The sequence below is a fragment of the Ruegeria sp. BE1 genome, assembly GCF_056538885.1.
This window is the reverse complement of the sequence record NZ_JBQFTY010000001.1, coordinates 993,761-1,017,619: the sequence shown is the minus strand read 5'-3', so window position 1 is coordinate 1,017,619 and position 23,859 is coordinate 993,761. Positions and strand designations below refer to the sequence as shown.

Here is a 23,859-nt window from a genome sequence, read left to right as displayed (position 1 = left end):
CATTGCCGCATCAGCAGCTTACTGAACGCCGCACTTGGTTTTGATTTCCGCTGCCCGTTCATCCAGTGCTTTGACGTAGTCACCTTTCAGCATAGACAGTCTCTTGTTCTCGGTTCCGGTAATCAGCCCCAACAGCGCCCCCGCCGGGGTAATCGCCGCAACGCTTTCAACCTGTTGGTCCTGTGCGTGTTTCTTTTCGGCTGCAATTGCGCGCAAGTCGCCCTCGGCCGTGTTGCAGTTCACAGGATGCGTTTTCGGCTTGTCTTCGGCCATACCAGCGCCTGCGGTTACGCCAAGTACAGACGCCAACACTATGCATTTAAACAATTTTGTCGGATTTCTCATATTGCTCACCTTGCCTCGACCTGCCAAAATACTGTGACAGCAGCAAAGTCCAGCTTCTGCCAAAAGGCAAGTGACATTCACAATCGGTAGGAAAAGTCAGGTCAGCATAGCTGCTATGTCTTGAGCCAGCGCCCCGTCAGCACTAAGTTATAGGTTACGCGCGACAACGGAGAACACAATGTTTGGCATTCCCGGCAAACAGGCAGTCACCATGACATCCAAGGCGGCGCAGCAGATCGTGCGCCTGATGGAAACCGGCGGCCATGCTGGCCTACGCATCGGCGTCAAAAAAGGCGGATGCGCGGGCATGGAATACACCATGGACTACGTTGATCAGGTAGACACCCACGATGAGGTCGTCGAACAGGATGGTGCCCGTGTCATCATCGCCCCGATGGCACAGATGTTCCTGTTCGGCACTGAAATCGACTACGAAGTATCCCTGCTGGAATCCGGCTTCAAGTTCCGCAACCCCAATGTCGTTGACGCCTGCGGTTGCGGTGAATCCATTAAGTTCGACGAAAATCTCGCCCCTTAAGCCGTTTGAAGGTGCACATAGGTCTCATTGTACCGACGGGTCAGGTGGTCGCCTGCGGTGATGTTTTGAACCGAGTCCGGCGGCGCGACATTGGTGTCGTAAGACGGGTTGAAAAACAGCGGCACCGACAGCCGCTCTTGTGAATCTCCAACCACACGGTGCAGCGTGGCCTTGACCCGGCCTGCCGTCCAGAACTCCAGCATTTCCCCGAAGTTGATGACAAACGTGCCCGGCTTGGTCTGCACCATCTCCCATGAGTTATCAGGCATACGCACTTCGAGCCCCGAAGTTCCGTCCGTTGCCAGCAGGGTCAAACAGCCATAATCCGTGTGCGCCCCGATCCCAAAATCGCTCTCGCCCGCCCAGGCAGGCCGCTTGGGATAGTAATTGCCGCGCAGCAGCGCCATCGGTGTACCGAACGCCGCATCAAAGCTGTTTTCCGGCCGCCCCAGTGCAACGGCGATCGCCCTAAGAACACGCATCGCAACCGCGCAGGCGTCTGTGTAATACGCCTGTATCGTCTGTTTGAACTGCGCGGGCGTATCGGGCCACTGATTGGGGGCATAGACACCCAGATTGGACCCCGCATAAGGGCTGTTTGCCGGTAGCTCATACCCGCAATCGAACACCTCTTTGTAATCCGGGTTTGCATTGGGATCGACCTGCTCGGATTGCGATGCCCCCCACCCCCGGTTCGAACCGGTTGCAGCCATGTCGACGCTTGCCTTTTGGGAGGCCGGCAACTGGAAAAAGGCGCGATACATCGCGATCACTTGCTGGATCCGATCCGCCTCCAGGCCCGTATTCGAGACGGTGAGGAACCCGATCTGACCGACCGCATGCAGCAGCTTGCTCAGCTCATCCGGGTCGCGTTGATCCAGTTTCTTCAGGTCAAGATTATCGATCATAGGGGCATTCCTTTCTGCGCGCGCAAACTGCCGTTTATTGCAGGGCGCTGCAACCGGAATTGTCACCCCGGTCTGGCAATGCTATCCGGGGCAGCAGAACAGTGATATTTCACGGGGGATTTGATATGCGGCGCAAGCTGGCGGCTGGCAACTGGAAGATGAATGGAACCACAGAATCGCTGAGCGAGCTGCAAGCCCTGGCCGACGCATTCCCCTCGCCCGATGTGGACGTGTTGATCTGCCCGCCTGCCACGTTGCTGCACCGCGCGGCTACTGTGACCGCTGGCACCGGGATCACTGTCGGCGGTCAGGATTGCCATGCGGCAAGCGCGGGTGCGCATACAGGCGATATCAGCGCCGACATGCTGCTGGATGCCGGAGCGACATCGGTCATTTTGGGCCATTCTGAGCGGCGCGAAGATCATGATGAGCAAAACGAGGACATCCGCGCCAAGGCACGGGCCGCGATGGATGCCGGACTGAAAGCCATCATCTGTGTCGGCGAAAGCCTGGAACAGCGCGAGGCCGCAAACACGCTGGACATTATCGGCGGTCAAATGTCAGGTTCGATCCCCGATCAATCGACCGGCGAGAACCTGATTGTCGCCTATGAACCGATCTGGGCCATTGGCACAGGCAAGGTGCCCACCCTGAACGAAATCGGAGAGGTCCACGACTTTATCCGCGCCCGTCTGGAACGCCGCTTTGGCGAAGGTGTGGGGCGTTCGGTGCGATTGCTCTATGGTGGCTCGGTGAAGCCTTCAAACGCAGCTGAGATTTTCGCCGTGTCAAACGTGGATGGCGCCCTTGTTGGCGGGGCCAGCCTGAAGGCGGCAGATTTTTCCGGCATCATAAAAGCGCTGGAAACCGCATAGGCGTGAACTGACTGAGTTTGTCGCGCGGGAAAAGAACAGGTTGTATTCCCCAGACCTTTGATCGAACAATCGCCCGGCATTGATCGCGCAGGCAAGCTCAACATTCGAAAGACGCGCGTCAATCCGAACCAATTAAATTGTGCCAATTTCAGGAATGACATGCAAAGTAGTCAGCGCCACCCAAACAAGCCCTCGCTCCTCGCGCATCTGCGTGACGCCGAGTTTCCAATCGAGTGTGTTTTGGATGTCGGTATCCATTTCGGCACGCATGAGTTGATGGCTGCTTTTCGGGACAAAAAGCATCATCTGTTTGAACCTATTGAAGAACACTTCGAAGCGATCGAGAGAATCTACACCAAAGCTGGCATCGATTACGAACTGAACAAAGTTGCTGTGTCCAATTCGGATGGAACGGCAGAACTAACCGTATCGACCGTTATGGATGGGCACGACGTCACACATGCGCGCTTTGCCAAGGAAGAATCGCCTACCAAGTCATTGCGCACAGTTCCTACGCTGAAACTGGACACGTTCGTCGCCAATGAAAAACCGGCGGCTCCGTTTCTGCTGAAGATCGACGTGGACGGAGCCGAAGAGATGATCCTTGAGGGCGCGCAGGAGGCTCTCAAAAACTGTTCTGTTCTGATCCTCGAAGCACCCCGGATCACAATTGCCAGACGGATCCAGTTGATGCTGGCCGCCGGGTTTGAGCTGCTGGATATTATCGATTTCTCTTACTACGACGGCTATATGTGGCAAGTTGATCTTGTGTTTGTGAATCCTGCTTACGCCCCGCCTCATTTCACCGATGTATTGAAGGGCGGATTTTCAATCGACAAATGGCACAATTACCAGCCAGGTGACAAAAAGCCCGCGCCAGAAAAAACGGAAGAACCTCCGCAAGAGGCTGCTCCTGCGGAAGCGCCAGTTCGCAAAAAACGCAGTCTTGCCCGTCTGTTTGGAAAAAAGTGACGACTTGCGCAACCAAGGTTAGGCCCACGTCTCGGCCCAACCCTCCTTAGGGGGTGGCGTCGTCATGACCTCAGGCAATCTTCATCGCGACAAGCCCTGATACGATCAGAACGGCCGCAAACACCCGCAATGGGGTGATCGCCTCGCCCAGAAACATCGCGCCAACGGCAAAGGCTCCGACCGCGCCGATCCCGGTCCAGATGACATAGGCTGTTCCCAGCGGCAGCGTACGCATCGCCATGGCCAACAGTGCGAATGAGCCAATCATCGACACACCCATCACCGCCGTAGGCCACATGCGCGTGAAACCGGCCGATTGTTTCATGGCGACGGCCCACACAATTTCCAGCAGGCCAGCAAAGAGAAGAAAAATCCAGGGCATTGGGACACCTCAAACCTTGCTCGGGTCGTCCCGAGTGATCACCCGTTGCGGGGAGGTCGTCCTCTGCTACCTGATCTAAGCATTCCAAACCCCGTTTCAACCGCAGGACGTCTACCTAATTCTGATCAAGGCTTTGGCCACGGTCGGCAGGTATAAAACACGTTGGAAGAAACGAAAACAGCCGGGCCCTGATCAGGGCCCGGCTTTACCAGCACTATATGTAACTCGCTAATTGGTCACGATTTCCGGGCCCATGAAGGTATTGGGCAGGAAGGTCGATATCCACGGGATATACGTCACCATGATCAGGAAGACGAACAGCACCGCCAGGAACGGCAGCGCCGCCTTGACCACACCCATCATCGGCATGCCCGCAACGCCCGAGGTCACGAACAGGTTCAGCCCGACCGGAGGTGTGATCATCCCGATCTCCATATTCACCACCATGATGATGCCCAGATGGATCGGATCGATGCCCAGCTCGATGGCAATCGGGAACACCAAGGGCGCCACGATCACCAGCAGGCCCGAAGGCTCCATGAACTGACCACCGATCAGCAGGATCACGTTGACCACAATCAAGAAGGTCACCGGACCCAGACCCGCTGACAGCATGGCGTTGGCGATGTGCTGCGGCACCTGCTCATCGGTCAGCACATGCTTCAGGATCAGCGCGTTGGCGATCACGAACAGCAGCGTGACGGTCAGCTTACCCGCCTCAAACAGCGTGTGTTTGGTGTCGGGATGGAAAAACGCCGTCAGCAGTGCATAGGGCTTTTTCATCAATGGCAGGTTCTGCACACCCTCTTCGGTGCTGAGCGGACCCATGTCTTTATAGACAAAGCTGGCGATGAAGAACGCATAGACAGCAGCCACCGCAGCGGCCTCGGTCGGGGTAAAGATGCCGCCGTAGATACCGCCCAGAATGATCACGATCAGGAACAGACCCCAACCGGCCTCGCGGGCCGAGGTAAAGATTTCGCCCCACCCTTTCCATTCGCCTTTGGGCAGGTTCTTGACCTTGGCCATGATGTAGATCGTGACCATCAGCATCAGACCGGCCATCAAACCCGGAATGACACCGGCCAGGAACATGCGTCCGACCGAGACCTCAACAGCGGCGGCGTAGACGACCATCACGATTGAGGGCGGGATCAGGATGCCCAGCGTACCGGCGTTACAGATCACACCCGCGGCGAATTCCTTGGAATAACCCACCTGACGCATACCCGCGATCACAATCGAACCGATGGCCACAACGGTCGCCGGGGATGACCCCGACAGCGCAGCAAACAGCATACAGGCGAACACGCCCGCAATCGCCAGACCGCCCGGCAGATGCCCCACACAGGCAATCGAGAACCGGATGATCCGACGCGCCACCCCACCGGTCGTCATGAAGGACGACGCAAGGATAAAGAACGGGATCGCCAGCAGGGTAAAGTGCCCCTCGAACGCCTCGAACAATGTACCCGCAACCGAGGCCAGAGAGCTGTCGGAATAGATCAGCAGGAACAGGGTCGAGCTGAGGCCAAGCGCCACCGCAATCGGAACACCGATCAGCAGCAGGCCGATGACCATTGAGAAAAGAAGAACAACGTCCATTAGTCATGCACCCCTTGTTGTGCGCGGACTTCTTCAATCTCGTCCTCGACTTCGTGGCTGGCGACAAGGCGGTCGGCTTCGCCGCGCCAGATCTGAACGGCGACCTGCGCGAACCGGATCACCATCAGCAGCATCGAAACCGGCAACACCAGATACGGCACCACCTTGGGCAGTTTCTCGTAGCCTTCGCCATAGTTGATCATGTCTTCCAGAAAGCGCAGCGGCGCGACCATTGGGATGTCGTCGACCTCATAGAAACTCTGGCTGCGCGCATCGACATTGAACCCCGTGGGGAACCAGCGACCCGAGGTGGGCGGCAGGTCCGCGAACACGGCCCAGTAGTCGTATGAGCCCTTCAGCAGTAACAGCGAGAACACCAGACAGCACGCCACAGCAATCAGCGCCAAAACGCGGCGCGGTGCCGTGGGCAGCATGTTCAGGATCGCATCCACCCCCAGATGCGCGTGTTTCTTGACCGCATAAGACGCGCCCAGCAACACAAGCCAGCCGAACATGAACACGGTCAGTTCAAGCGCCCACAGAATATTGGAATTAAAGAAAAAACGCGCGATCACATTGGCAAAGGTCACGGCCGTCATAAGGCCCAGCAGCAATGCGATCAGGGTTTCTTCGATATGGTCGACCAGCCCGCCTTGGCCGGGTTTCGCACCAGACATCTCTCTGTCCCCATATTTTTGTGATGAGAAGAATGGGGGCGGGCCTGTGTTTGGCCCGCCCGGCCTACGCGTCGGTAACTCCCCAGCCCCAAGACGCGCGGGCTGAACCGGGATCAGAACCCGGCGTTGATGGCCTGAGCGGCGTCGATCTTGTCCTGACCAACGTCGTCGGCGAACTTGTCCCAAACGGGCTTCATCGCATCAACCCAGGCCTGACGCTGTTCGGGGTTCAGTTCGCGGATGATGCCGCCCGCATCGGTGATCGAGGCTTTGGCCGCTTCGTTCACGGCAAAGGCTTCTTTGTTCCGGGTCTCGGTGACCTCAGACAGAATGGTCAGGAACTGATCGCGGACCTCCGGATCAAGGCTGTCCAACCAATCGACCGAGGTCACGACCAGATAGTCGATGATGCCGTGGTTGGTCTCGGTGATGCCGTCCTGCACCTCAAAGAACTTCTTGCCGTAGATGTTCGACCAGGTGTTCTCCTGCCCGTCCACAACGCCCTGCTGCAGCGCGCCATAAACTTCTGAGAAGGCCATTTTCTGCGGGCTGCCACCGATGGCTTCCATCTGCGCCACCAGAACGTCCGAGGACTGAACGCGGAATTTCAGGCCATCCGCATCCGAGGGATCAACCAAAGGCTGATTCGCCGACATCTGCTTCATGCCATTGTGCCAGAACGCCAGGCCCTGCAGGCCGCGGCGCTGCATGCTGTCTTTCATTGCCTGGCCTTGGTCCGATGCCTGGAATGCGTCCACGGCATCGATATTCTTGAACATGAACGGCAGGTCGAACAGGCGGAATTGCTTGGTGAACTTCTCAAACTTCGACAGCGACGGCGCGGCCAGTTGCACGTCACCCTGCAGCATCGCCTCAAGAACCTTGTCGTCGTTATAGAGGGTCGAGTTCGGGTAGACCTCAACGCACATCACACCGTTCATCTCATCATTCACGCGCTGCTCCAGCAGCGATGCGGCGATCCCCTTTGGGTGTTTATCGGTGTTGGTCACATGCGCGAATTTTACGACGATTTCACCATCGTCACAGGCAGCCATCCCTGCTGTTGCAGTAACAGTCAGCGCCAAGGCCGTTGCAGCCGTTGTCAGGATTTTCATCAGTCTCTTCCTCCCAGACTTCCTCAAACAATCGAGTCGACACCCCTTCAGTGCCGCATGGGCTGCAGTGAACCGAATCAACTGGCGCGGCTCAATAATTTGTTAAGGGCACAGAAGGAATCTATTTTTCCGCATATTATCTGATACTTAAAACAACCACACCAAATGCAGGAATTAACACCAAAACGCGTTGTGCGGAAATTCGCACAGGCGCAATGGCCCTTGTGCGGATTTCCGCACTCTTCTCGAATCAGCTCTGGGAATCACACAGCGCAACTGCAGCCCGCGCCAGCGGGCTGCCCGGCCCAACGCCTTTGAACGCATGCAAATGCGGCCAAAGGGGGCGGGAGAGCCAGCGGCTACCGGCGGTAATCCTCGGGGCGAATTTGATAGCGCGCCAGCTTGTCGTAAAAGGTCTTGCGCGGCAGTTTCAAAGCCTTGGCCGCGTCCGACGCTTTGCCATTGTGCCGCCCCAGCGCGGCGATCAGCAAGGACCGTTCCACCCGCGCCATCTGCTCGCTCAGCCCCAGATCAGTGGCCTGGGCAACCTCTTCGGGCATACCCAAGACAAACCGCATCGCGGCTGACATCAGAGACCGCGCATTACCCGGCCAATCACTGGCCATCAGAGACGCCAGATATTCCGAAGAGATCTCAGGTTCGGCAATTCCAGCCTGCTCTGCGGCCTGAGCGACATAGTGGCGAAAGATCACCGGAATATCCTCGGGACGTTCCGCCAGCGATGGGATGCGCACCCGCATCACGTCCAGTCGGTAAAACAGTTCAGCATGAAAACGGCCTTCGGCGGACAAGGCACCCAAATCCGCGGTCGATCCCGCCAGAATCCGCACATCCGGGCCCTGTTCCAACACCTCAAGCACCGCAAATTGCGTGGCCTCAGGCATGGCCGAGATTTCGTCCAGAAACAAAGACCCGCCTGCCGCATCTTCACAGACCTGCAACAAAGCATCCGGCGTCAGCCCGGATGAGGGTCTTTTGACAAACGGCCCCTGCCCCTGCGGCGACATCAGATGCACCACTTCGGCGACCTTGGATATACCGCTGCCTGCGGGCCCGGTGACCAGAACCTCAATCCCGGTTGGGGCTACGGTCCGCACGCGTTCGCGCAGGGCTTCGGCCTGCGGCGACAACCCGAACAACAGCCGCGCGGCGGGGTCTCCGCGTTCCAGTTCGTGTTTCAACGCGCGCTGTTCCAGAACCTGATCGCGCGCCGTGAACGCCTTACCCAGAACATCTAGCAGATCGGCTGCCGCACAGGGCTTTTCCAGAAAATCAAATGCGCCCTGCCCCATGGCCTTCACGGCCATCGGTATGTCCCCTTCGCCAGTCAGCAGGATCACCGGCAGTTCGGGGTCGACCTCATGCGCATAGGTCAGCAGGTGAAATCCGTCCCTGCCCGGCATCCGAATATCCGAGACGATCACCCCGGAAAAATCGGCCCGGATATGATCCTTGGCCGCAACGAAAGACCCCGCCGTCACCGGGTGGTAATCGGCCAGTTCCAGTGTCTGGGCCAGCGCCTCGCGCACGGCGGAATCGTCATCGACCAACAGAACTTTGCGTGTCATGCCACGTCTTCTTCCCGGTAGTATTCAAGTTCCACGGTAAACACCGCTCCGGTCTTGGCATTGGTGCCCCGGATATTTCCCCCGAAACTCTGAACCAACCCGTATGAGATCGAAAGCCCCAGACCCATACCTTCGGACGATCCCACCGCCTTGGTGGTGTAGAAAGGTTCAAACAGTTTCTCGGTGTTCTCAATCCCCGGACCAATATCGCGGACGGTCACTGCCAGAATATCGCCTGCCTCAATCGCAATCTCGATCAGGCGATCCTCCTGCTGGCTCATGGCGTCGGCGGCGTTGTTGATCAGGTTCACGAATACCTGCACCAACCGGACCTCACCGCCCCACGCATAGACCGGCGTTTGCGGAGGCTCCCAGTCCAGCCCCACGCCCTCGTCCTTCAGCCGCGCCTCGGTCAGTTCCACGGCGGTGTCGATCACCTGCACCAGATCGACCTTGCCCATCGGCTCGCTTTCGTTGCGGGCAAAGGCGCGCAGGTTCTTGATGATCCGCGCCATCCGCGCCGCCATGTCCGAGATCCGGGTCAGGTTTTCTGCCGCCTTTTCCTCGCGTCCCCGCGACAGAAAGGCGGTTCCGTTGTCGGCAAATTGCCGGATCGCCATTAGCGGCTGGTTCAGTTCATGACTGATGCCGGCCGACATCTGCCCCAAAGCGCTGAGTTTACCGGCCTGGATCAACTCTTCCTGCGCATGTTTCAGGGCTGTCTCAGCCTCTTGCCGCTCATGCACCTCACGGCGCAGAGCAGTATTTGCCGCGGTCAGAGCACGTGTGCGCTTGGCAACACGGCTTTCCAGCACCGCATTGGCCTGGGTCAGCGTGCGTCGGCGCTCGGTCGCCAGAAACAGCAATGCACCAAAGGCCAGACAGATCGCCGCCACGGTCGCCGCCTGCAGCCCAGCCAGACGGCGGGCGGGCGCGACATCCACCAAAACCTCAGCCGTCATGTCGATCACCGGCAGATCCAACATCAGATGCAAGGCACGGCTGGGCAGATACCGTCCCCAGTTCAGCCGCCACAATTCATGCGGTCCAACATAGGTCGAGGAGAACGCGACCTTACCCCCTTGGGGCGGGGATAACCCCAACTCGCCCTCGGCACGCCGCCAGAACAACAGGTCCGACCGGTTCGAGATGAAAACAATCCCGTCACTGTCGATAAAGAACACGGCCTCGGTACTGCCGCGCCATGTTTGCTCGACGTCTTGCACATCGGCCACGACCATCAGCGCGCCTTTTACCCGCCCCGTTTCGTCAAAGGCCGGGGCTGCGTAGGAATAGGTACGGTTGCCGCTGATCGGAAGAACCCCATGCGCGTTGCCCAACGCCCCCTGCATGGCACGCTGAAAGGCCGGATGCGCGGCCATGTCGTTTTGCTCAACCGGTTGTGCCGACACCAGAATGCGCCCGGATCGGTCCAGATACATCATGTTCACGGCAGCGGTTTTGTCCGCCACATCCAGCAGAATGGCCCGCGCCTGTTTTTGCCCGCCGGGGGACGCCAGTTCGGTAAAGGCCGGGTGACTTGCCATCAGCACGGCCAGTTCCTGATAGACCTGCATCTGTGTGCTCAGCCGGTCGGCGGCCAGTTCCAGGTCGGCCTCGGCCTTTTCGCTCAGCTGAGACAGCGCCTGCCGGTAGCCATAAGACCAGACACCTGCGGACAACAGCCCGACGGCAAACAGAAATCCAAGGATGACCCAAAGCCTTTGCATACCATAGGGTCTTGCATTCGACGCGCCGCATGGCAAGTCTGCGCGGCATGAAGACCGTATTCCAGTCTCCGGTTGATCCGGAATTCGTGCAAAACCCCTACCCGTTCTACGATGCCGCCCGCTCGCATGGGGACCTTGTCTATTGGGAGGACTACGGCAAAGTCGCTGCCGTGTCGCATCGGGCCGTTCAGGCATTGTTGAAAGACCGCCGCTTTGGCCGAGAGGTCCCGGCCGAGATGCAGCGCCCCGGCCCCGCCCATCTGGCCCCGTGGCTGGCGGTTGAGGCGCATTCGCTGCTTGAGGCGGAGCCGCCCCGGCACACCCGCCTGCGCGCATTGGTCATGCGTGCCTTTACCTCCCGCGCGATCACCGCGTTGGAGCCGTTCATCCATGATCTCAGCCACAGCCTGATCGACCGATTCCCGCAGGACCCGTTTGACCTGTTGGATGCGTTTTGTACTCAGGTCCCCGTGGTCACCATCTGCCGCCTTCTGGGTGTGCCGGCCGAGATGTCACCCGATCTGCTGCGCTGGTCACACGCCATGGTGGCCATGTATCAGGCCAGCCGCACGCGCCAGACCGAAGACGCCGCCGCGGCGGCGTCGCAGGATTTCACCGCATTTCTGACCGGCTATATCGAGCAACGCCGCACGGACCCGCAGGACGACCTGATCACAAGGCTGATCGCCGCCGAGGAAGATGGCGAGAAACTGTCCCGCGATGAACTGGTCGCGACCTGTATCCTGCTGTTGAATGCCGGGCACGAGGCGACGGTGCATTCGCTGGCCAACGGGGTGAAAACGATCCTGCAGCTGGGGCTTGATCCATCGCCCTTTGAAACGGACGGTCTGGTCGAAGAAATCCTGCGCTATGACCCGCCACTGCATATATTCACCCGCTATGCCTATGAGGATGTCGAGGCTTTCGGTCACAAATTCAAACGCGGGGATGAGGTTGCGCTGCTGCTGGGGGCCGCGAACCGCGACCCGGCGGTCTGGGCACAGCCGGACAAGTTCGATCCGGCCCGCCCTGTCGTCACCAATACCAGTTTCGGCGGCGGCCTGCATTTCTGTGTTGGTGCCCCCTTGGCACGGCTGGAAATGCGGATCGCGCTGACGGCCTTGTTCGACCGTTGCCCCAACCTGCGCCTGAGCGCCGCGCCGGAGTATTCCAACACCTACCATTTCCACGGACTGACCCGCCTGATGGTGCAGGTGTGACCTAGCCTTCAATCAACGCGGTCAGTGGCAACATGGTGGTCGACTTGATCTCTTCCATAGACAACAGGGCGGTGACGTTATGCACCCGCACTTCTGAAATCAGGGTCTGGTAGAATTCATCATAGGCCCGCGCGTTCTTGACCCGGACCTTTAGGATATAGTCAATGTCGCCCGCCAGCCGGTGCGCCTCTTGCACCTCGGGCCGATCCCGCAGGGCCTTAAGGAATTTTCGCTGCCAGTCCGCCTCATGTTCCGAGGTGCGGATCAGCACAAAGAATGTCGCCTCAAATCCCAGCGCTTCGGCATCCAGCAGAACGGTCTGCTGGCCGATGACTCCGGCCCCTTTCAGCTTGCGTATGCGATTCCAAACCGGGGTCTTGGAACTGCCGACACGGGCTGCTATTTCGTCCAGCGATTGGCTGGCATCGCGCTGTAGCTCAACCAGAATTTTCCGATCCGTGTCATCAATCCGCACCGACATTCCAATTTTTCCTTCGTTTCAAAACCAGCGTTCCAGTTTCGTGAATTGACGGAACGCTTGTTCTTATTTAAGCGCCCGTATGGCGCAATACCGGGAATATTTCCTATATTGCAGGTCAAGTCAAACAAGCGGAACGAACCATGCAGCTTACGCATTCACATGATGGCACTGGCCATGTCGACTTTGTCGGCGCGGGACCGGGCGATCCGGAGTTGCTGACCCTCAAGGCGCTGCGCGCGTTTGAGCGGGCTGACGTCGTTCTGCATGACCGCCTGATCAGCCCCGAGGTTCTGGAACTGGCCGGTAAATCCGCCCGGCTGGTCGATGTCGGCAAGGCGGGCTTCGGGCCATCGTGGAAGCAGGAAGACATTGACGCCCTGCTGGTCGACTACGCCGCAAAGGGCCACCGCGTTGTGCGCCTGAAGTCGGGTGATCCCACCGTATTTGGCCGTCTGGATGAAGAGATCGAAGCGGTCGATGCCGCTGGCATCCCCTGGCAGATCGTGCCTGGAATCACGGCTGCTTCGGCTGCTGTCGCAGGCATTGGTCAAAGCCTGACACGCCGGGGCCGCAATTCCTCGGTGCGGTTTCTGACCGGCCACGACATGAAGGGTTTTGCAGATCACGATTGGGCCGCGCTGGCGCGCCACGGGTCGGTGGCCGCGATTTACATGGGCAAGAAATCCGCCCGATTCATTCAGGGCCGTCTGATCATGCACGGCGCGGATCGCGACACGCCCGTGACGCTGATCGAAAACGCCTCGCGACCCGATCAACGCGTTCTGGCGACCAAACTGGACCAGTTGCCCAACGATTTGTCCGCCGCCGAAATGGACGGCCCAACCCTGACCTTTTATGGCCTCGCCCCGCGCCAAGCGGCCAAGGCCCTGACCGAATTCAAGAAGGAGCACGCCTGATGGCCCGCGCTTTTACCCCCAAAGTCGTCACCGCCAATGACCTGCTGGAAGGCGACGTTATCTACTTGACCGAAGACGACCGCTGGTCGCGTGAGCTGGCCGAGGCCGAACTGATCACCGATGAGGCCCACGCGCAGGTTCGTCTGCTGGATGCATCGCGTCAGGCCAACAAGATCGTCGGCGCCTATCTGGCTGATGCCGTCGCAGGCGAGAACGGTCCCGAACCCACCCATTTCCGCGAGGACTTCCGCCGCACCGGCCCGTCCAACTATGCCCATGGCAAGCAGGAAACAGAAACGCAGCCCCGGGCCTGATCTTCGGCCCTCTCTCTCCCCTTCAAGGCCCCAAGGTTTCGGGGCTGCAACTAAGGACAGCTAGACATGTATCGCTACTCCGAGTTCGACACAGCATTCCTGGAAGAGCGCAACAAACAATTCCGCGCACAGGTCGAGCGCCGCATTGACGGCTCGCTCACCGAGGATGAATTCAAACCCTTGCGCCTGATGAACGGGCTTTATCTGCAGCTGCACGCCTATATGCTGCGGGTTGCGATCCCCTATGGCACGCTGTCCAGCGCGCAGATGCGCCAACTGGCTCTGCTGGCCGAGAAGTGGGACAAAGGTTACGGCCATTTCACCACCCGTCAGAACATCCAGTACAACTGGCCGAAACTGAAAGACGTGCCGGATATGCTGGACGCGCTGGCCGAGGTTGGCATGCACGCCATTCAGACTTCGGGCAACACCATCCGCAACGTGACCGCCGACCATTTCGCCGGCGCCGCTGCAGATGAGGTCGCCGATCCGCGCCCCTATGCCGAACTGCTGCGCCAGTGGTCGACCGACCACCCGGAATTCCAGTTCATGCCGCGTAAGTTCAAGATCGCCATCACCGGTTCGGAAAATGACCGCGCTGTGATCAAGGCGCACGATATCGGCCTGCAGCTGGTTGAACGCGACGGCGTTCTGGGTGCCCGCGTGATCGTGGGCGGTGGTCTGGGACGTACGCCGATGATCGGCAAAGAACTGTCCGATTTTGTCGCCTTTGACGACCTGCTGGCTTATCTTGAAGCGACTGTGTCCGTCTGGAACCAGATCGGTCGTCGCGACAACAAATACAAAGCGCGCATCAAGATCACCGTCCACGAGAACGGCATTGACACCATTCGCGCCAAGGTTAACGAGCGTTTCCTGCAGGTCCGCCCGCAGTTCAAAGGCGCGGACATGGCCCTGCTGGAAGAGATCAAGGGCCACTTCGCGGCACCTGATTTCCGTCAGGGCTCGGTTGCGTCTTTTGAAAGTGCCTATACCAACGATCCGGTCTTCCGCTCGTGGGTCGATACCAACATCGCGCCGCATAAGAATGCGGACCACGCGATTGTCACGATCTCGATCAAAAAACACGGCGCGACGCCCGGTGATGCAACCGGTGAACAGATGCGCGTGATGGCCGATCTGGCCGAAGAGTTCGCCTATGACGAACTGCGCATCAGCCACGAACAGAACGTGATCCTGCCGCATGTCCACAAGTCGGACCTGCCCGCGATCCACGCCAGGCTGAAAGAATACGAGTTGGCGACCGCCAATATCGGCCTGATCAGTGACATCATCGCCTGCCCCGGCATGGATTATTGCGCGCTGGCGACGGCCCGTTCGATCCCGGTTGCACAGGAAATCGCGAACCGCTTTGACGACCTGAAGCTGGAGCATGATATCGGTCACCTGAAGATCAAGATCTCGGGCTGCATCAACGCCTGTGGTCACCACCATGTGGGTCACATCGGCATCTTGGGACTGGATCGCGCGGGCGTCGAGAATTACCAGATCACTTTGGGCGGTGACGGCACGGAAACGGCAGCCATTGGCGACCGCACTGGTCCGGGCTTTGCCTATGATGAGATTGTTCCAGCGGTCGAGCGGATCGTGAACACCTATCTGGAACAGCGCGACAGCCCCGAGGAAGAGTTCCTGCAGACCTATCGCCGTGTTGGCATGGCTCCGTTCAAAGCAGCCCTCTACCCCGAGGCGCAGGCGAATGCCGCTTGATCTGATCCAGACGGAACTGGGCAAAGACCGTAGCGAGCTGACCGAACGGGTCGAGGCGCTGAATGCCCGGTTCCGGCACCACTCGGCGCATGATGTCATGCATGGTGCCATTGATGAGATCGACGCGCTGGCGCTGGTCTCAAGCTTTGGCGCCGAGTCCGTGGTGTTGCTGCATATGGCCGCCGTGGTCGACAAGATGACCCCGGTGCTGTTTGTCGACACGCAGATGCTGTTCACCGAAACGCTGGAGTACCAGCAAGAGATGAGCGAACGTCTGGGCCTGAAAAACGTGCAGATCATCCGCGCCGAGGATGAGGATGTGCAGCGCGAAGACCCCTATGGCGCATTGCGCCTGCGGGATACGGATGCCTGCTGCAACCTGCGCAAGACCTTTCCGTTGCAAAAGGCGCTGACGGGGTATTGCGGCTGGATCACCGGGCGCAAGCGGTTTCAGGCCGGCACCCGCGCCGCGCTTGAGTTCTTTGAGGTTGAAGACGGCACAGGCCGGATCAAGGTCAACCCGCTGGCCCACTGGGCGCCCGAAGACGTGCGCGCCTATATGGAAGAAAACAACCTGCCCCGGCATCCGCTGGTGGCCAAAGGATACCCTTCGATCGGCTGTGCGCCCTGCACTTCGCCGGTCAAAGAGGGCGAAGACCCTCGCGCCGGACGCTGGCGCGATCAGAACAAGGAAGAATGCGGCATTCATTTTGTAGATGGCAAAATGGTGCGCGCCGGAGAGACAACATGAGTGTAATCGTAACGGATGAAGGCTTTGGCCTTGATGACTGGACCGATGGGTTCGTCACCCTGGAAGACGCCGCAAATGATGTGGTCGCGCTGGACGTAAGCTCGGACACAGACCCGGATGAGCTGGTCGACCGGCTGGGCAACGCACAGATGGTGCGTGTGGATTTCCCCTCGTCCGCGGACGGGCGCGGCTTTACCATCGCTCGCATCCTGCGCCTGAAAGGCTACAAGGGGCGGCTGCGCGCCCGTGGCCATGTGCTGGCGGACCAATACGCCATGGCACGCCGCAGCGGCTTTGATGAGATCGAGATCGACGACTCGCTTGCTCAGCGTCAGCCCGAAGATCAGTGGCTTGCGCGCTCGAACTGGCAGGACAACAACTATCAGGCCCGCCTGCGCGGCTAAGTCCGCCTATCGCCAGCCGTGAAACAGGACGTGGGGGCAACTGCCCCCTTTTCCTGACTTGGATCAAAGATTAAACGGAGATGTCGGTTTACCCAACCGGCTGTGACAACGATGACAGAGATGAAGCCCGTGACCGAAGCAACCGCCGTAAAGGCCCCCGTACTGCCGGACGCCCAGACCGTGACCGAGGTCAAGCACTGGACCGACAGCCTTTTTTCCTTCAAGGTGACGCGCCCCGCGACGCTGCGGTTCCGCTCGGGTGAGTTTGTGATGATCGGCCTGATGGGCGATCCCGATCCAAAGACCGGCAAGCAAAAGCCGCTGTTGCGCGCTTATTCCATCGCCTCTCCGTCCTGGGACGAAGAGCTGGAATTCTACTCGATCAAGGTACAGGACGGTCCGCTGACATCCAAGCTGCAGCACATCAACCCCGGTGATCAGATCATCCTGCGGCCCAAACCCGTTGGCACATTGGTGCATGATGCCCTGCTGCCGGGCAAACGCCTGTGGTTCTTTGCCACCGGCACCGGCTTTGCGCCCTTTGCCTCGTTGCTGCGCGAACCGCAGACCTATGAGGATTACGATGAGGTCATCATCACCCATACCTGCCGCGAAGTGGCCGAGCTGGAATTCGGTCGCCAGTTGATCGAAGACATCCGACAGGATGAGTTGCTGGCCGAGCTGATCGGTGAAGGTTTTGCCGACAAGATCCGCTATTACCCGACCACCACGCGGGAAGAGAGCCCCAAGATGGGCCGTATCACCAACCTGCTGAAAGACGGAACAGTCTTTGCCGATCTGGGCATCGAAGGCGGTATCAAGCCGGAAACCGACCGCGCGATGGTCTGTGGCTCGTTGGCCTTCAACCTGGACATCAAAGCGATCCTGGAAGAGTTCGGCCTGCGCGAAGGTGCAAATTCCGAGCCCAAGGAATTCGTCATCGAAAAGGCCTTTGTCGGCTGATCTACACGCCCGGGTCGTGGTACAGACTGCGGCCCGGGCATAAACCTGCTGCAAAACCTGCGGATTTCAGCGGTTTCGGCGTTGATCACGCTTGAATCAACACGCAGGGCGGTCTAAATTTCGGGCTCGAATTTCTGCAATCATCAAAGGAATGAACCCATAGCCCGCAGACCTCACAACGCGCCGCCGCAGAGAGACACTGGCCCGCGCGTCAATGAAAAGATCCGTGCCCCCGAAATTCGCCTGATCGGCGCCGAAGGTGAAAACGTCGGGGTGGTTCATCCCGCCAAAGCCATGCAGATGGCCGCCGATGTCGGTCTCGATCTGGTTGAGATTTCGCCCAACGCGAACCCGCCAGTCTGCAAAATCATGGATTTCGGCAAGTTCAAGTACGAACAGCAGAAACGCGAAAGCGAAGCCCGCAAGAAACAAAAGATCATCGAGGTGAAAGAGGTCAAGTTCCGGCCCAACACCGACACGCACGACTATGACGTCAAGATGCGCAACGTGTTCAAGTTTCTTGAGAATGGCGACAAGGTAAAAGTGACTCTGCGCTTCCGTGGCCGCGAGATGGCCCACCAGAACCTTGGGCGCGAGCTGCTGGAACGCGTGGCCGAGGACATCAAAGAACTGGGCAAGATTGAAAACATGCCCAAGATGGAAGGCCGTCAGATGATCATGATGATCGGACCTCTGCCGCAGAAGTAAGATCGGCAAAAGTTGAACAGCTTTAAGCCTCCTCTGCCCGGGGGGGCTTTTATTTTGCCCGCCGTTCTTTCCGCCATTGGAGGGCGTCGTTGAAGTCGAAGCCCAACGAAATCAGGTCGACGATCAGCAGGATGATCAAAAAGGTGACATAGCTTTGCGGCAAAATGGGCGCGCCGGTCAGCGTGATCCCCACGATGGCAATCATCGGTCCCCACAACAGCAAATGCGGTATGGCCATGGCTTTGCTCATCCCCCGCGCGGCGATCATGATCGGCAGGTTCAGCGCCATCCCCCCGATCGAGAACAGTGCGATGATATCCGCGTTCGGCTGGCCCAGAAACGCGACAGGCGCAAGGTTGACAGGCACCAGGATCACGGCGACCCAAACCTGCACCCACAGCGGGAGGGCCCGAAAACTCGTCCAGATATCCGTGATCATGCGGTCGGCCCCTTTTCTTGGTGTACCGTATTGATCGCAAACACAAAGCCTGTCCGCAAGTTTCTCAGATCACGGACCGGATCGCCGTGTCCAGTTTGCCAACCATTTCGTCAACCTGCGTGTCGTCGATGATGAAAGGCGGTGCCAGCAGGATGTGATCCCCCCGTCGCCCATCGCGCGTTCCGGACATCGGGTAGCAAATCAGACCTTCGGCCAAGGCGGCTTTTTTGATCTTGCCCGCAACTCCAAGCGCCGGATCGAACGGAGCCTTCGTCCCGCGATCAGCCACCAACTCGATCCCTCGAAACAACCCGCGCCCGCGCAAATCACCGACATTGGGATGTTGGCCAAAGGTGGCCTCAAGAGCCGTATGCACCTTGTCCCCCATGACGCGGGCCCGGTCCGGCAGAGCACGTTCAGTGAGTTCCCCCACCACGGCCAACGCAGCGGCTGTGGCGACCGGGTGGCCAATATAGGTGTGGCCGTGCTGAAAGAACCCCGACCCGTCGCGGATCGCATCGTAAATTTCACTGGCGCACATCATCGCGCCAATAGGCTGATACCCTGCCCCCAACCCTTTGGCGATACACAGAATATCCGGCGCGACCCCATCATGGTCACAGGCAAACAGATGCCCCGTCCGCCCCATGCCGCACATCACCTCATCAAGGATCAGCAACACGCCATACTGATCGCAAATCTCGCGAATACGTTTGAAATAGCCATCGACCGCGGCCACCGCACCAAGGGTCGCGCCCACGACGGGCTCGGCGATAAAGGCCATCACGGTATCCGGGCCCAAGCGCAGAATCTCGGCCTCAAGCTCATTGGCGACGCGTTGACCGTAGTCATGGGTGCTTTCGCCATCAGGCTTCTCGGCATATTCATAACAGGGCGCGATATGGGTCATGTCGATCAGCATCGGCGCAAACTGCGCCCGCCGCCACGCGTTGCCACCAGCCGACAAAGCGCCCAGCGTGTTCCCATGATAGCTCTGCCGCCGGGCAATCACGTGGCGGCGGTCCGGCTGACCGACCTCAAGAAAATACTGCCGCGCCAGTTTGATCGCAGCCTCGGTCGCCTCGGACCCACCCGAGACGAAATACACCCGGTCCAGATCCCCCGGCGCGTGTTTCACCAACAGATCCGCCAGCGCCTCGGCCGGTTCCGAGGTCATGAACCCGGAATGCGCAAAGGCAATCTTTTCCACCTGCTCTTGCACCGCGCGTATGACGGACGGGTTGGAATGACCCAGACACGAGACAGCCGCATCACCACAATCCAGATAACGCCGCCCCTGCGCATCGATCAGGTAACAGCCGTCCCCGCCCGCCGCGACAGGCAGATCGGATTTGGTGTGGCGTGGAAATACGTGACTCATTTGACTGCTCCTTGCAATTTTGCAACCAACGCGGCGACAGACGCGGCATTGTCTTTCCAAAGGGTCCCAGCTTCATCCGTCAGGCTGTTTTCAAACCCGACCCGCACATCGCCGCCGCGTGCAGCAGCATGAAGCAAACAGGCATGTTCCTGCGCGCCAAAGGCACAGATCATCCAAGGCGCAGTATCTTGCGGAAACTGGTCCAAATCCTGCGGCGCGGATTGCTGACCGGACGCATACCGGCCCAGCACCAGAATCCGCTCAACCTGCCCCGCGCATACAATTCCCGAATCCTGCCATTGTTTCAGCAAGGCCGCGTCGTCCGCATTATAAAGGATGTGCTGAACCCGCGTCCCCTGTTCGGCGCAAAGACCGTAGACCTTAGGGGCCAGTTCGGGCACCCGCGCTATTTCACGAACGGAAACCGACGCCCATTCGGGCCGCACCCTTTCAAGGCACCCAAGCTGGGCCGGTACATCGAACATACCCGCCGATTCCGTGGTAATCTGCACATCCATCCCCGGTACAGTTTCCCCAAGCGCCGCAAGAGCCTCTCGGTATCGCCCAGCATCCAATGAATGCTGACCGGCATTGTCCCGCACATGCAAATGCAGCCCGTCTACACCTGCGTCAAAACAGGCAAGTGCGGTGGCCACGATCTGGTCCACGGAGACCGGCAATGCCGGGTGATCTGACACACCTCGACGTGCACCATTCGGAGCCACCAGAACATAGGGGCGATTCATGTCAGCCATTCGCGTACCTCTTGTCTCGCCCGCTATTTAACCAGCTGTGCAGTGTTTTTAAGTTGCCTTCTTCAAAACATTTGTTTTTCTGTGCAGATGAAGACCACACCAAACCAAATCACGGATCGATTGCGGCAAGGCATCGCTCAGATGCCTCCGGCCCTGCAGGCCGCCGCGAAATACGTCATCGATCATCCCGGGGATTTCGGCCTGAACCCGATCCGAACGACCGCTGCCCGCATAGGTGTCAGCTCAAACGTGCTGGTGCGCTTGGCGCAACGTCTGGGTTTCGGCAGTTTCGAAGCCTTCCGCGCGCCCTTCCGCACCGCGCTGGTCACAGACCGCGAAATTGGGCTTGGTCAGGATTGGATGACTTCTCTGCAGGGAGAAGATGCCTTTCACCAGACTCAGGCCAAATTGGCCCAGAATGAACAAAACGTGGTCACGCGATCCCTTCGCCTGATGAAGCCTGAACAGGTGCGCGCGGCGGTCCAGCACATCACATCCTCACACCGATGCTTTGTGACAGCGACGCGTGCAAGCTATGCCCTGGCCTATTATTTTTCCTACACCGGCCGTATGGCTTTTCCTGGCATACAGCTTATTCCGCGCCATGTCGGATCAGCAACGGACGACCTGCTGGATGCCGACGCGCAGGACTGTCTGGTCGCCATCACCGTCCACCCCTATTCCGCCGACACGATCCAGTCGATGCGCTTTGCCAAACAGCGCGGGATGCGGCTGATCCTGATTTCAGACAGCGACGTGATCGCGCCCGGTGTGGAACCCGACGTGGCCTTCGCCGTCAGCACCCGCGCCCTGCATCCGTTTGCCTGCTATACCGGCGCGATGGCCGTTCTGGAATGCCTGCTGGGCCATCTGTTCGACGCCGGAGGCGACACCGCCCGGCAAAGAACTGACGCCTACCAAAAGGCCCGCGAGGATACAGGCGCTTATTGGCAGCCCTCGAAACCCCCAAGGCTGCGCCGGACGTAACAAAAGCACCCGGTCTCTGCGAATGCAGGGTAGGAGCGTTTGTGAACAGGCTTCGACGGCGGAGTTAACCCTTGCGCTCTGATTACCGCGTGCGCGATGCCCTGGGTTGAGGCCGTGTCGGGATTTCTTTCAAAAGCCCGCCAACGCCCATGGCAGCAATATCCGCCCCGGTCGTCTCGATCCCGCAGGCAACGCGGGACAAGACCCAATCAGCCCCGTTCAACGCCGGAGAACGTGCACAGCCTGGCAGTCCAATGACCGGCGTCTGACCCAATGACCCCAGAAACAACAGGTTGCCGGGGTCAACAGGCATCCCAAAGCGATCCACTTGCCCGCCTGCCTGCCGCACGGCCTCGGGCGCAACATCCGACACATCCGAGGTGGCCGAGCCGGTCAGGATCATCCGTAACTCGCCACCGATTTCACTGACGGCCTGGGACAGCGCATCGGTCTGGTGCGGTACGACACGCACATCCGTCAATTCCATCCCCAACGCTTCGACCCGACCCCGAATGGCTGCGATGCCCTTTTCGTTCGGAGGCCCACCGGGGATGTCCGTCACAACCAGACCCGCGGTCCGATAAATCGGGGGACGAAGACGGATCGCGTCATGCGCAAGCTGCGCGACCTGTTCTACATCCGCGCCCGGCACGGCATAGGAAATCACCTTGATGGTTGCGACCATGCCTCCGGCGGTCATCTGCTGATATTGCGGCACCGTCGCCACAGTGATCATGGGATTGACCTGATTAAACGCCTCAAGCGCTGCGACGTCCAGAATGGCGATGCCCGGCCTGTCCGCCAACAGGTTCACGCGCCCGGTAAAAGCCTGTGTCACCCGCAAAGCGGCCTCTTGGGCATCGGGGACCAGAGCGGCAGCCAACAGCCCGGCGGCCTCATCCTCATGACAATCGCCGGGGTCCAGACGCGCCACGGTCACTGCGCTGTGCCCGGCCTCTGTCAGCGCCTGCAGATGATCGGGCGTCAGCGTCAGACCTTTGCGCAGCTTGGTGTCGCCGGCCTGCACGGAATGCGCCAGAATCGCGCCTTCGGCTTCATCGACGGGAACTTCGCCGAACTTCACGCTTTGCCCCTCAGAACGGCGGTCATTTGCGCCAGAATGGCCACCGCGATTTCAGAGGGGCCAGTTGCACCAATATCCAGACCGATGGGGCCATGGATGCGCGCAATCTGGTCGTCGGTAAACCCTGCCCCTTTCATCCGGTCGACCCGCTTGGCGTGGGTGCGGGTCGAACCAAGCGCGCCGATATAGAACACCCCGGCCTGCAACGCGGCCTCAAGCGCGGGGTCGTCCAGTTTGGGATCATGGGTCAGCAGAACTACCGCCGTGCGCGAATCCATCCCGAGTTTCGCAACGGCCTCATCCGGCCAGTCCGTCAGAATCTTTTCGCCCGGAAAGCGCGCATCCGAGGCGAACGCATCGCGCGGATCGATGATAGCCGGGTCATAGCCCGCGATCCGTGCCATAGGCACCAGCGCCTGCGCGATGTGTACCGCACCAACGATGATCAACCGTAGCGGCGGGTTGTGGACGGCGACAAAGGTCTGCCCGTCGTCCTCGAACCCGGATTTGTCCATGCGCAACCGCTCGGGGTAGGCATTGCGCCGCAGCGCGCGGTGGCCGGTTTCGATATTGACCTCATAGGCGATGGGTTCACGGTTGGCGCGGGCCTCGACCAGTTCGCGCAGCATGGGTTCGGGCAGCACTTTGCCCACGGGTTCGACCAAAACGCGGATCGTGCCGCCGCAGGCCAGACCAACGGCAAAGGCGTCCTCGTCACTGACGCCGAATTCCAGCAGTCGGGCATCGCCTTCGTCGATCGCCTCAAGCGCCTCGACCACGACAGCCCCTTCGACACATCCGCCCGAGACCGACCCTTCGATCCGGCCATCGCCGCCGATCACAAGCTGCGCCCCCACCCGGCGCGGGGCACTGCCCCAGGTCTGCACCACGGTGGCCAAGGCCGTTGGCTTGCCCGCATCAAACCAGCGCAACGCGGTTTCTGGGCTGCTGTCGAATCTGTCCATTGACCCCTCCCGAAGTCGTTTCG

The 23,859-nt window shown here is 59.4% G+C and carries 25 protein-coding genes and 1 pseudogene; 12 read left to right on the top strand and 14 right to left on the bottom strand.

Annotation, left to right across the window (positions count from 1 at the left end):
• Positions 1–18 precede the first annotated feature (18 nt).
• Positions 19–309 (bottom strand): hypothetical protein, encoded by a 291-nt coding sequence (locus tag ACR0J5_RS05045; RefSeq protein ID WP_480651016.1) that lies wholly within the window; start codon positions 307–309, stop codon positions 19–21.
• A 214-nt stretch (positions 310–523) separates the two neighbouring features.
• Between ACR0J5_RS05045 and ACR0J5_RS05040 the strand changes: the two genes are divergently transcribed.
• Complete coding sequence (locus ACR0J5_RS05040; RefSeq protein WP_480651014.1) at positions 524–883, top strand: HesB/IscA family protein; 360 nt, start codon at positions 524–526, stop codon at positions 881–883.
• Here ACR0J5_RS05040 and ACR0J5_RS05035 read toward each other — a convergent pair.
• Positions 880–1,791: an isopenicillin N synthase family dioxygenase gene (locus ACR0J5_RS05035; RefSeq protein ID WP_480651012.1), complete on the bottom strand. Its 912-nt coding sequence runs from the start codon at positions 1,789–1,791 to the stop codon at positions 880–882. The genes ACR0J5_RS05040 and ACR0J5_RS05035 overlap by 4 nt on opposite strands.
• A gap of 125 nt (positions 1,792–1,916) precedes the next feature.
• Between ACR0J5_RS05035 and tpiA the strand changes: the two genes are divergently transcribed.
• The gene (tpiA, locus tag ACR0J5_RS05030; protein ID WP_480651010.1) at positions 1,917–2,666 is read left to right on the top strand and encodes a triose-phosphate isomerase; all 750 of its coding nucleotides are present in this window, start codon (positions 1,917–1,919) and stop codon (positions 2,664–2,666) included.
• 57 nt (positions 2,667–2,723) lie between these two features.
• On the top strand, positions 2,724–3,638 hold the full coding sequence (locus ACR0J5_RS05025; protein ID WP_480651008.1) for an FkbM family methyltransferase: 915 nt from the start codon (positions 2,724–2,726) through the stop codon (positions 3,636–3,638).
• A gap of 70 nt (positions 3,639–3,708) precedes the next feature.
• On the opposite strand, the gene ACR0J5_RS05020 is transcribed toward ACR0J5_RS05025, so the two are convergent.
• From ACR0J5_RS05020 to ACR0J5_RS04995, 6 genes are all read right to left on the bottom strand, one after another.
• On the bottom strand, positions 3,709–4,020 hold the full coding sequence (locus ACR0J5_RS05020; protein ID WP_480651006.1) for a DMT family transporter: 312 nt from the start codon (positions 4,018–4,020) through the stop codon (positions 3,709–3,711).
• A gap of 228 nt (positions 4,021–4,248) precedes the next feature.
• Positions 4,249–5,625, bottom strand: coding sequence for a TRAP transporter large permease (locus tag ACR0J5_RS05015; RefSeq protein ID WP_480651004.1), 1,377 nt, complete (start codon positions 5,623–5,625; stop codon positions 4,249–4,251).
• Complete coding sequence (locus tag ACR0J5_RS05010; protein WP_480651002.1) at positions 5,625–6,302, bottom strand: TRAP transporter small permease; 678 nt, start codon at positions 6,300–6,302, stop codon at positions 5,625–5,627. The genes ACR0J5_RS05015 and ACR0J5_RS05010 overlap by 1 nt, the downstream gene beginning before the upstream one ends.
• Before the next feature lie 113 nt (positions 6,303–6,415).
• On the bottom strand, positions 6,416–7,417 hold the full coding sequence (locus ACR0J5_RS05005; RefSeq protein ID WP_480651000.1) for a DctP family TRAP transporter solute-binding subunit: 1,002 nt from the start codon (positions 7,415–7,417) through the stop codon (positions 6,416–6,418).
• Between the two features lie 359 nt (positions 7,418–7,776).
• Complete coding sequence (locus tag ACR0J5_RS05000) at positions 7,777–9,006, bottom strand: sigma-54-dependent transcriptional regulator (RefSeq protein ID WP_480650998.1); 1,230 nt, start codon at positions 9,004–9,006, stop codon at positions 7,777–7,779.
• A complete protein-coding gene (locus ACR0J5_RS04995; protein ID WP_480650996.1) occupies positions 9,003–10,736 on the bottom strand; it encodes a sensor histidine kinase in 1,734 nt (577 codons plus the stop codon). Before ACR0J5_RS04995 ends, ACR0J5_RS05000 begins: the two co-directional genes overlap by 4 nt.
• A 47-nt stretch (positions 10,737–10,783) precedes the next feature.
• On the opposite strand from ACR0J5_RS04995, the gene ACR0J5_RS04990 reads away from it, so the two are divergent.
• The gene (locus ACR0J5_RS04990) at positions 10,784–11,956 is read left to right on the top strand and encodes a cytochrome P450 (RefSeq protein ID WP_480651445.1); all 1,173 of its coding nucleotides are present in this window, start codon (positions 10,784–10,786) and stop codon (positions 11,954–11,956) included.
• 1 nt (position 11,957) lies between these two features.
• On the opposite strand, the gene ACR0J5_RS04985 is transcribed toward ACR0J5_RS04990, so the two are convergent.
• Positions 11,958–12,437 carry an Lrp/AsnC family transcriptional regulator gene (locus ACR0J5_RS04985; protein WP_480650994.1) on the bottom strand — a complete coding sequence of 160 codons (480 nt, stop codon included), beginning with the start codon at positions 12,435–12,437 and terminating at the stop codon, positions 11,958–11,960.
• 170 nt (positions 12,438–12,607) lie between these two features.
• Between ACR0J5_RS04985 and cobA the strand changes: the two are divergent.
• From cobA to infC, 7 genes and pseudogenes are all read left to right on the top strand, one after another.
• A pseudogene (gene cobA, locus ACR0J5_RS04980) lies at positions 12,608–13,354 on the top strand (uroporphyrinogen-III C-methyltransferase); the annotation flags it as partial.
• On the top strand, positions 13,354–13,668 hold the full coding sequence (locus ACR0J5_RS04975; protein ID WP_480650992.1) for a DUF2849 domain-containing protein: 315 nt from the start codon (positions 13,354–13,356) through the stop codon (positions 13,666–13,668). The pseudogene cobA and the gene ACR0J5_RS04975, both read left to right, overlap by 1 nt.
• A gap of 66 nt (positions 13,669–13,734) precedes the next feature.
• Positions 13,735–15,399: a nitrite/sulfite reductase gene (locus ACR0J5_RS04970; RefSeq protein ID WP_480650990.1), complete on the top strand. Its 1,665-nt coding sequence runs from the start codon at positions 13,735–13,737 to the stop codon at positions 15,397–15,399.
• Positions 15,389–16,150 carry a phosphoadenylyl-sulfate reductase gene (locus tag ACR0J5_RS04965; RefSeq protein ID WP_480650988.1) on the top strand — a complete coding sequence of 254 codons (762 nt, stop codon included), beginning with the start codon at positions 15,389–15,391 and terminating at the stop codon, positions 16,148–16,150. The genes ACR0J5_RS04970 and ACR0J5_RS04965 overlap by 11 nt, the downstream gene beginning before the upstream one ends.
• Positions 16,147–16,554 (top strand): DUF934 domain-containing protein, encoded by a 408-nt coding sequence (locus tag ACR0J5_RS04960; protein ID WP_480650986.1) that lies wholly within the window; start codon positions 16,147–16,149, stop codon positions 16,552–16,554. Before ACR0J5_RS04965 ends, ACR0J5_RS04960 begins: the two co-directional genes overlap by 4 nt.
• A 111-nt stretch (positions 16,555–16,665) precedes the next feature.
• Entirely contained in the window at positions 16,666–17,517 is an 852-nt protein-coding gene (locus ACR0J5_RS04955) for a ferredoxin--NADP reductase (RefSeq protein ID WP_480650984.1), read from the top strand.
• A gap of 117 nt (positions 17,518–17,634) precedes the next feature.
• Entirely contained in the window at positions 17,635–18,225 is a 591-nt protein-coding gene (infC, locus tag ACR0J5_RS04950) for a translation initiation factor IF-3 (RefSeq protein WP_480651443.1), read from the top strand.
• Between the two features lie 49 nt (positions 18,226–18,274).
• On the opposite strand, the gene ACR0J5_RS04945 is transcribed toward infC, so the two are convergent.
• From ACR0J5_RS04945 to ACR0J5_RS04935, 3 genes are all read right to left on the bottom strand, one after another.
• Positions 18,275–18,664: a hypothetical protein gene (locus ACR0J5_RS04945; RefSeq protein ID WP_480650982.1), complete on the bottom strand. Its 390-nt coding sequence runs from the start codon at positions 18,662–18,664 to the stop codon at positions 18,275–18,277.
• A 64-nt stretch (positions 18,665–18,728) separates the two neighbouring features.
• Positions 18,729–20,045 (bottom strand): aspartate aminotransferase family protein, encoded by a 1,317-nt coding sequence (locus ACR0J5_RS04940; RefSeq protein WP_480650980.1) that lies wholly within the window; start codon positions 20,043–20,045, stop codon positions 18,729–18,731.
• Positions 20,042–20,791: a beta-keto acid cleavage family enzyme gene (locus ACR0J5_RS04935; protein ID WP_480651441.1), complete on the bottom strand. Its 750-nt coding sequence runs from the start codon at positions 20,789–20,791 to the stop codon at positions 20,042–20,044. Before ACR0J5_RS04935 ends, ACR0J5_RS04940 begins: the two co-directional genes overlap by 4 nt.
• Before the next feature lie 96 nt (positions 20,792–20,887).
• Here ACR0J5_RS04935 and ACR0J5_RS04930 point away from each other — a divergent pair, with 96 nt between their 5' ends.
• Complete coding sequence (locus tag ACR0J5_RS04930; RefSeq protein WP_480650978.1) at positions 20,888–21,787, top strand: MurR/RpiR family transcriptional regulator; 900 nt, start codon at positions 20,888–20,890, stop codon at positions 21,785–21,787.
• Positions 21,788–21,869: 82 nt separating this feature from the next.
• On the opposite strand, the gene ACR0J5_RS04925 is transcribed toward ACR0J5_RS04930, so the two are convergent.
• Complete coding sequence (locus tag ACR0J5_RS04925; RefSeq protein ID WP_480650976.1) at positions 21,870–22,871, bottom strand: molybdopterin-binding protein; 1,002 nt, start codon at positions 22,869–22,871, stop codon at positions 21,870–21,872.
• Positions 22,868–23,836, bottom strand: coding sequence for an XdhC family protein (locus ACR0J5_RS04920; RefSeq protein WP_480650974.1), 969 nt, complete (start codon positions 23,834–23,836; stop codon positions 22,868–22,870). The genes ACR0J5_RS04925 and ACR0J5_RS04920 overlap by 4 nt, the downstream gene beginning before the upstream one ends.
• Between the last annotated feature and the right edge of the window lie 23 nt (positions 23,837–23,859).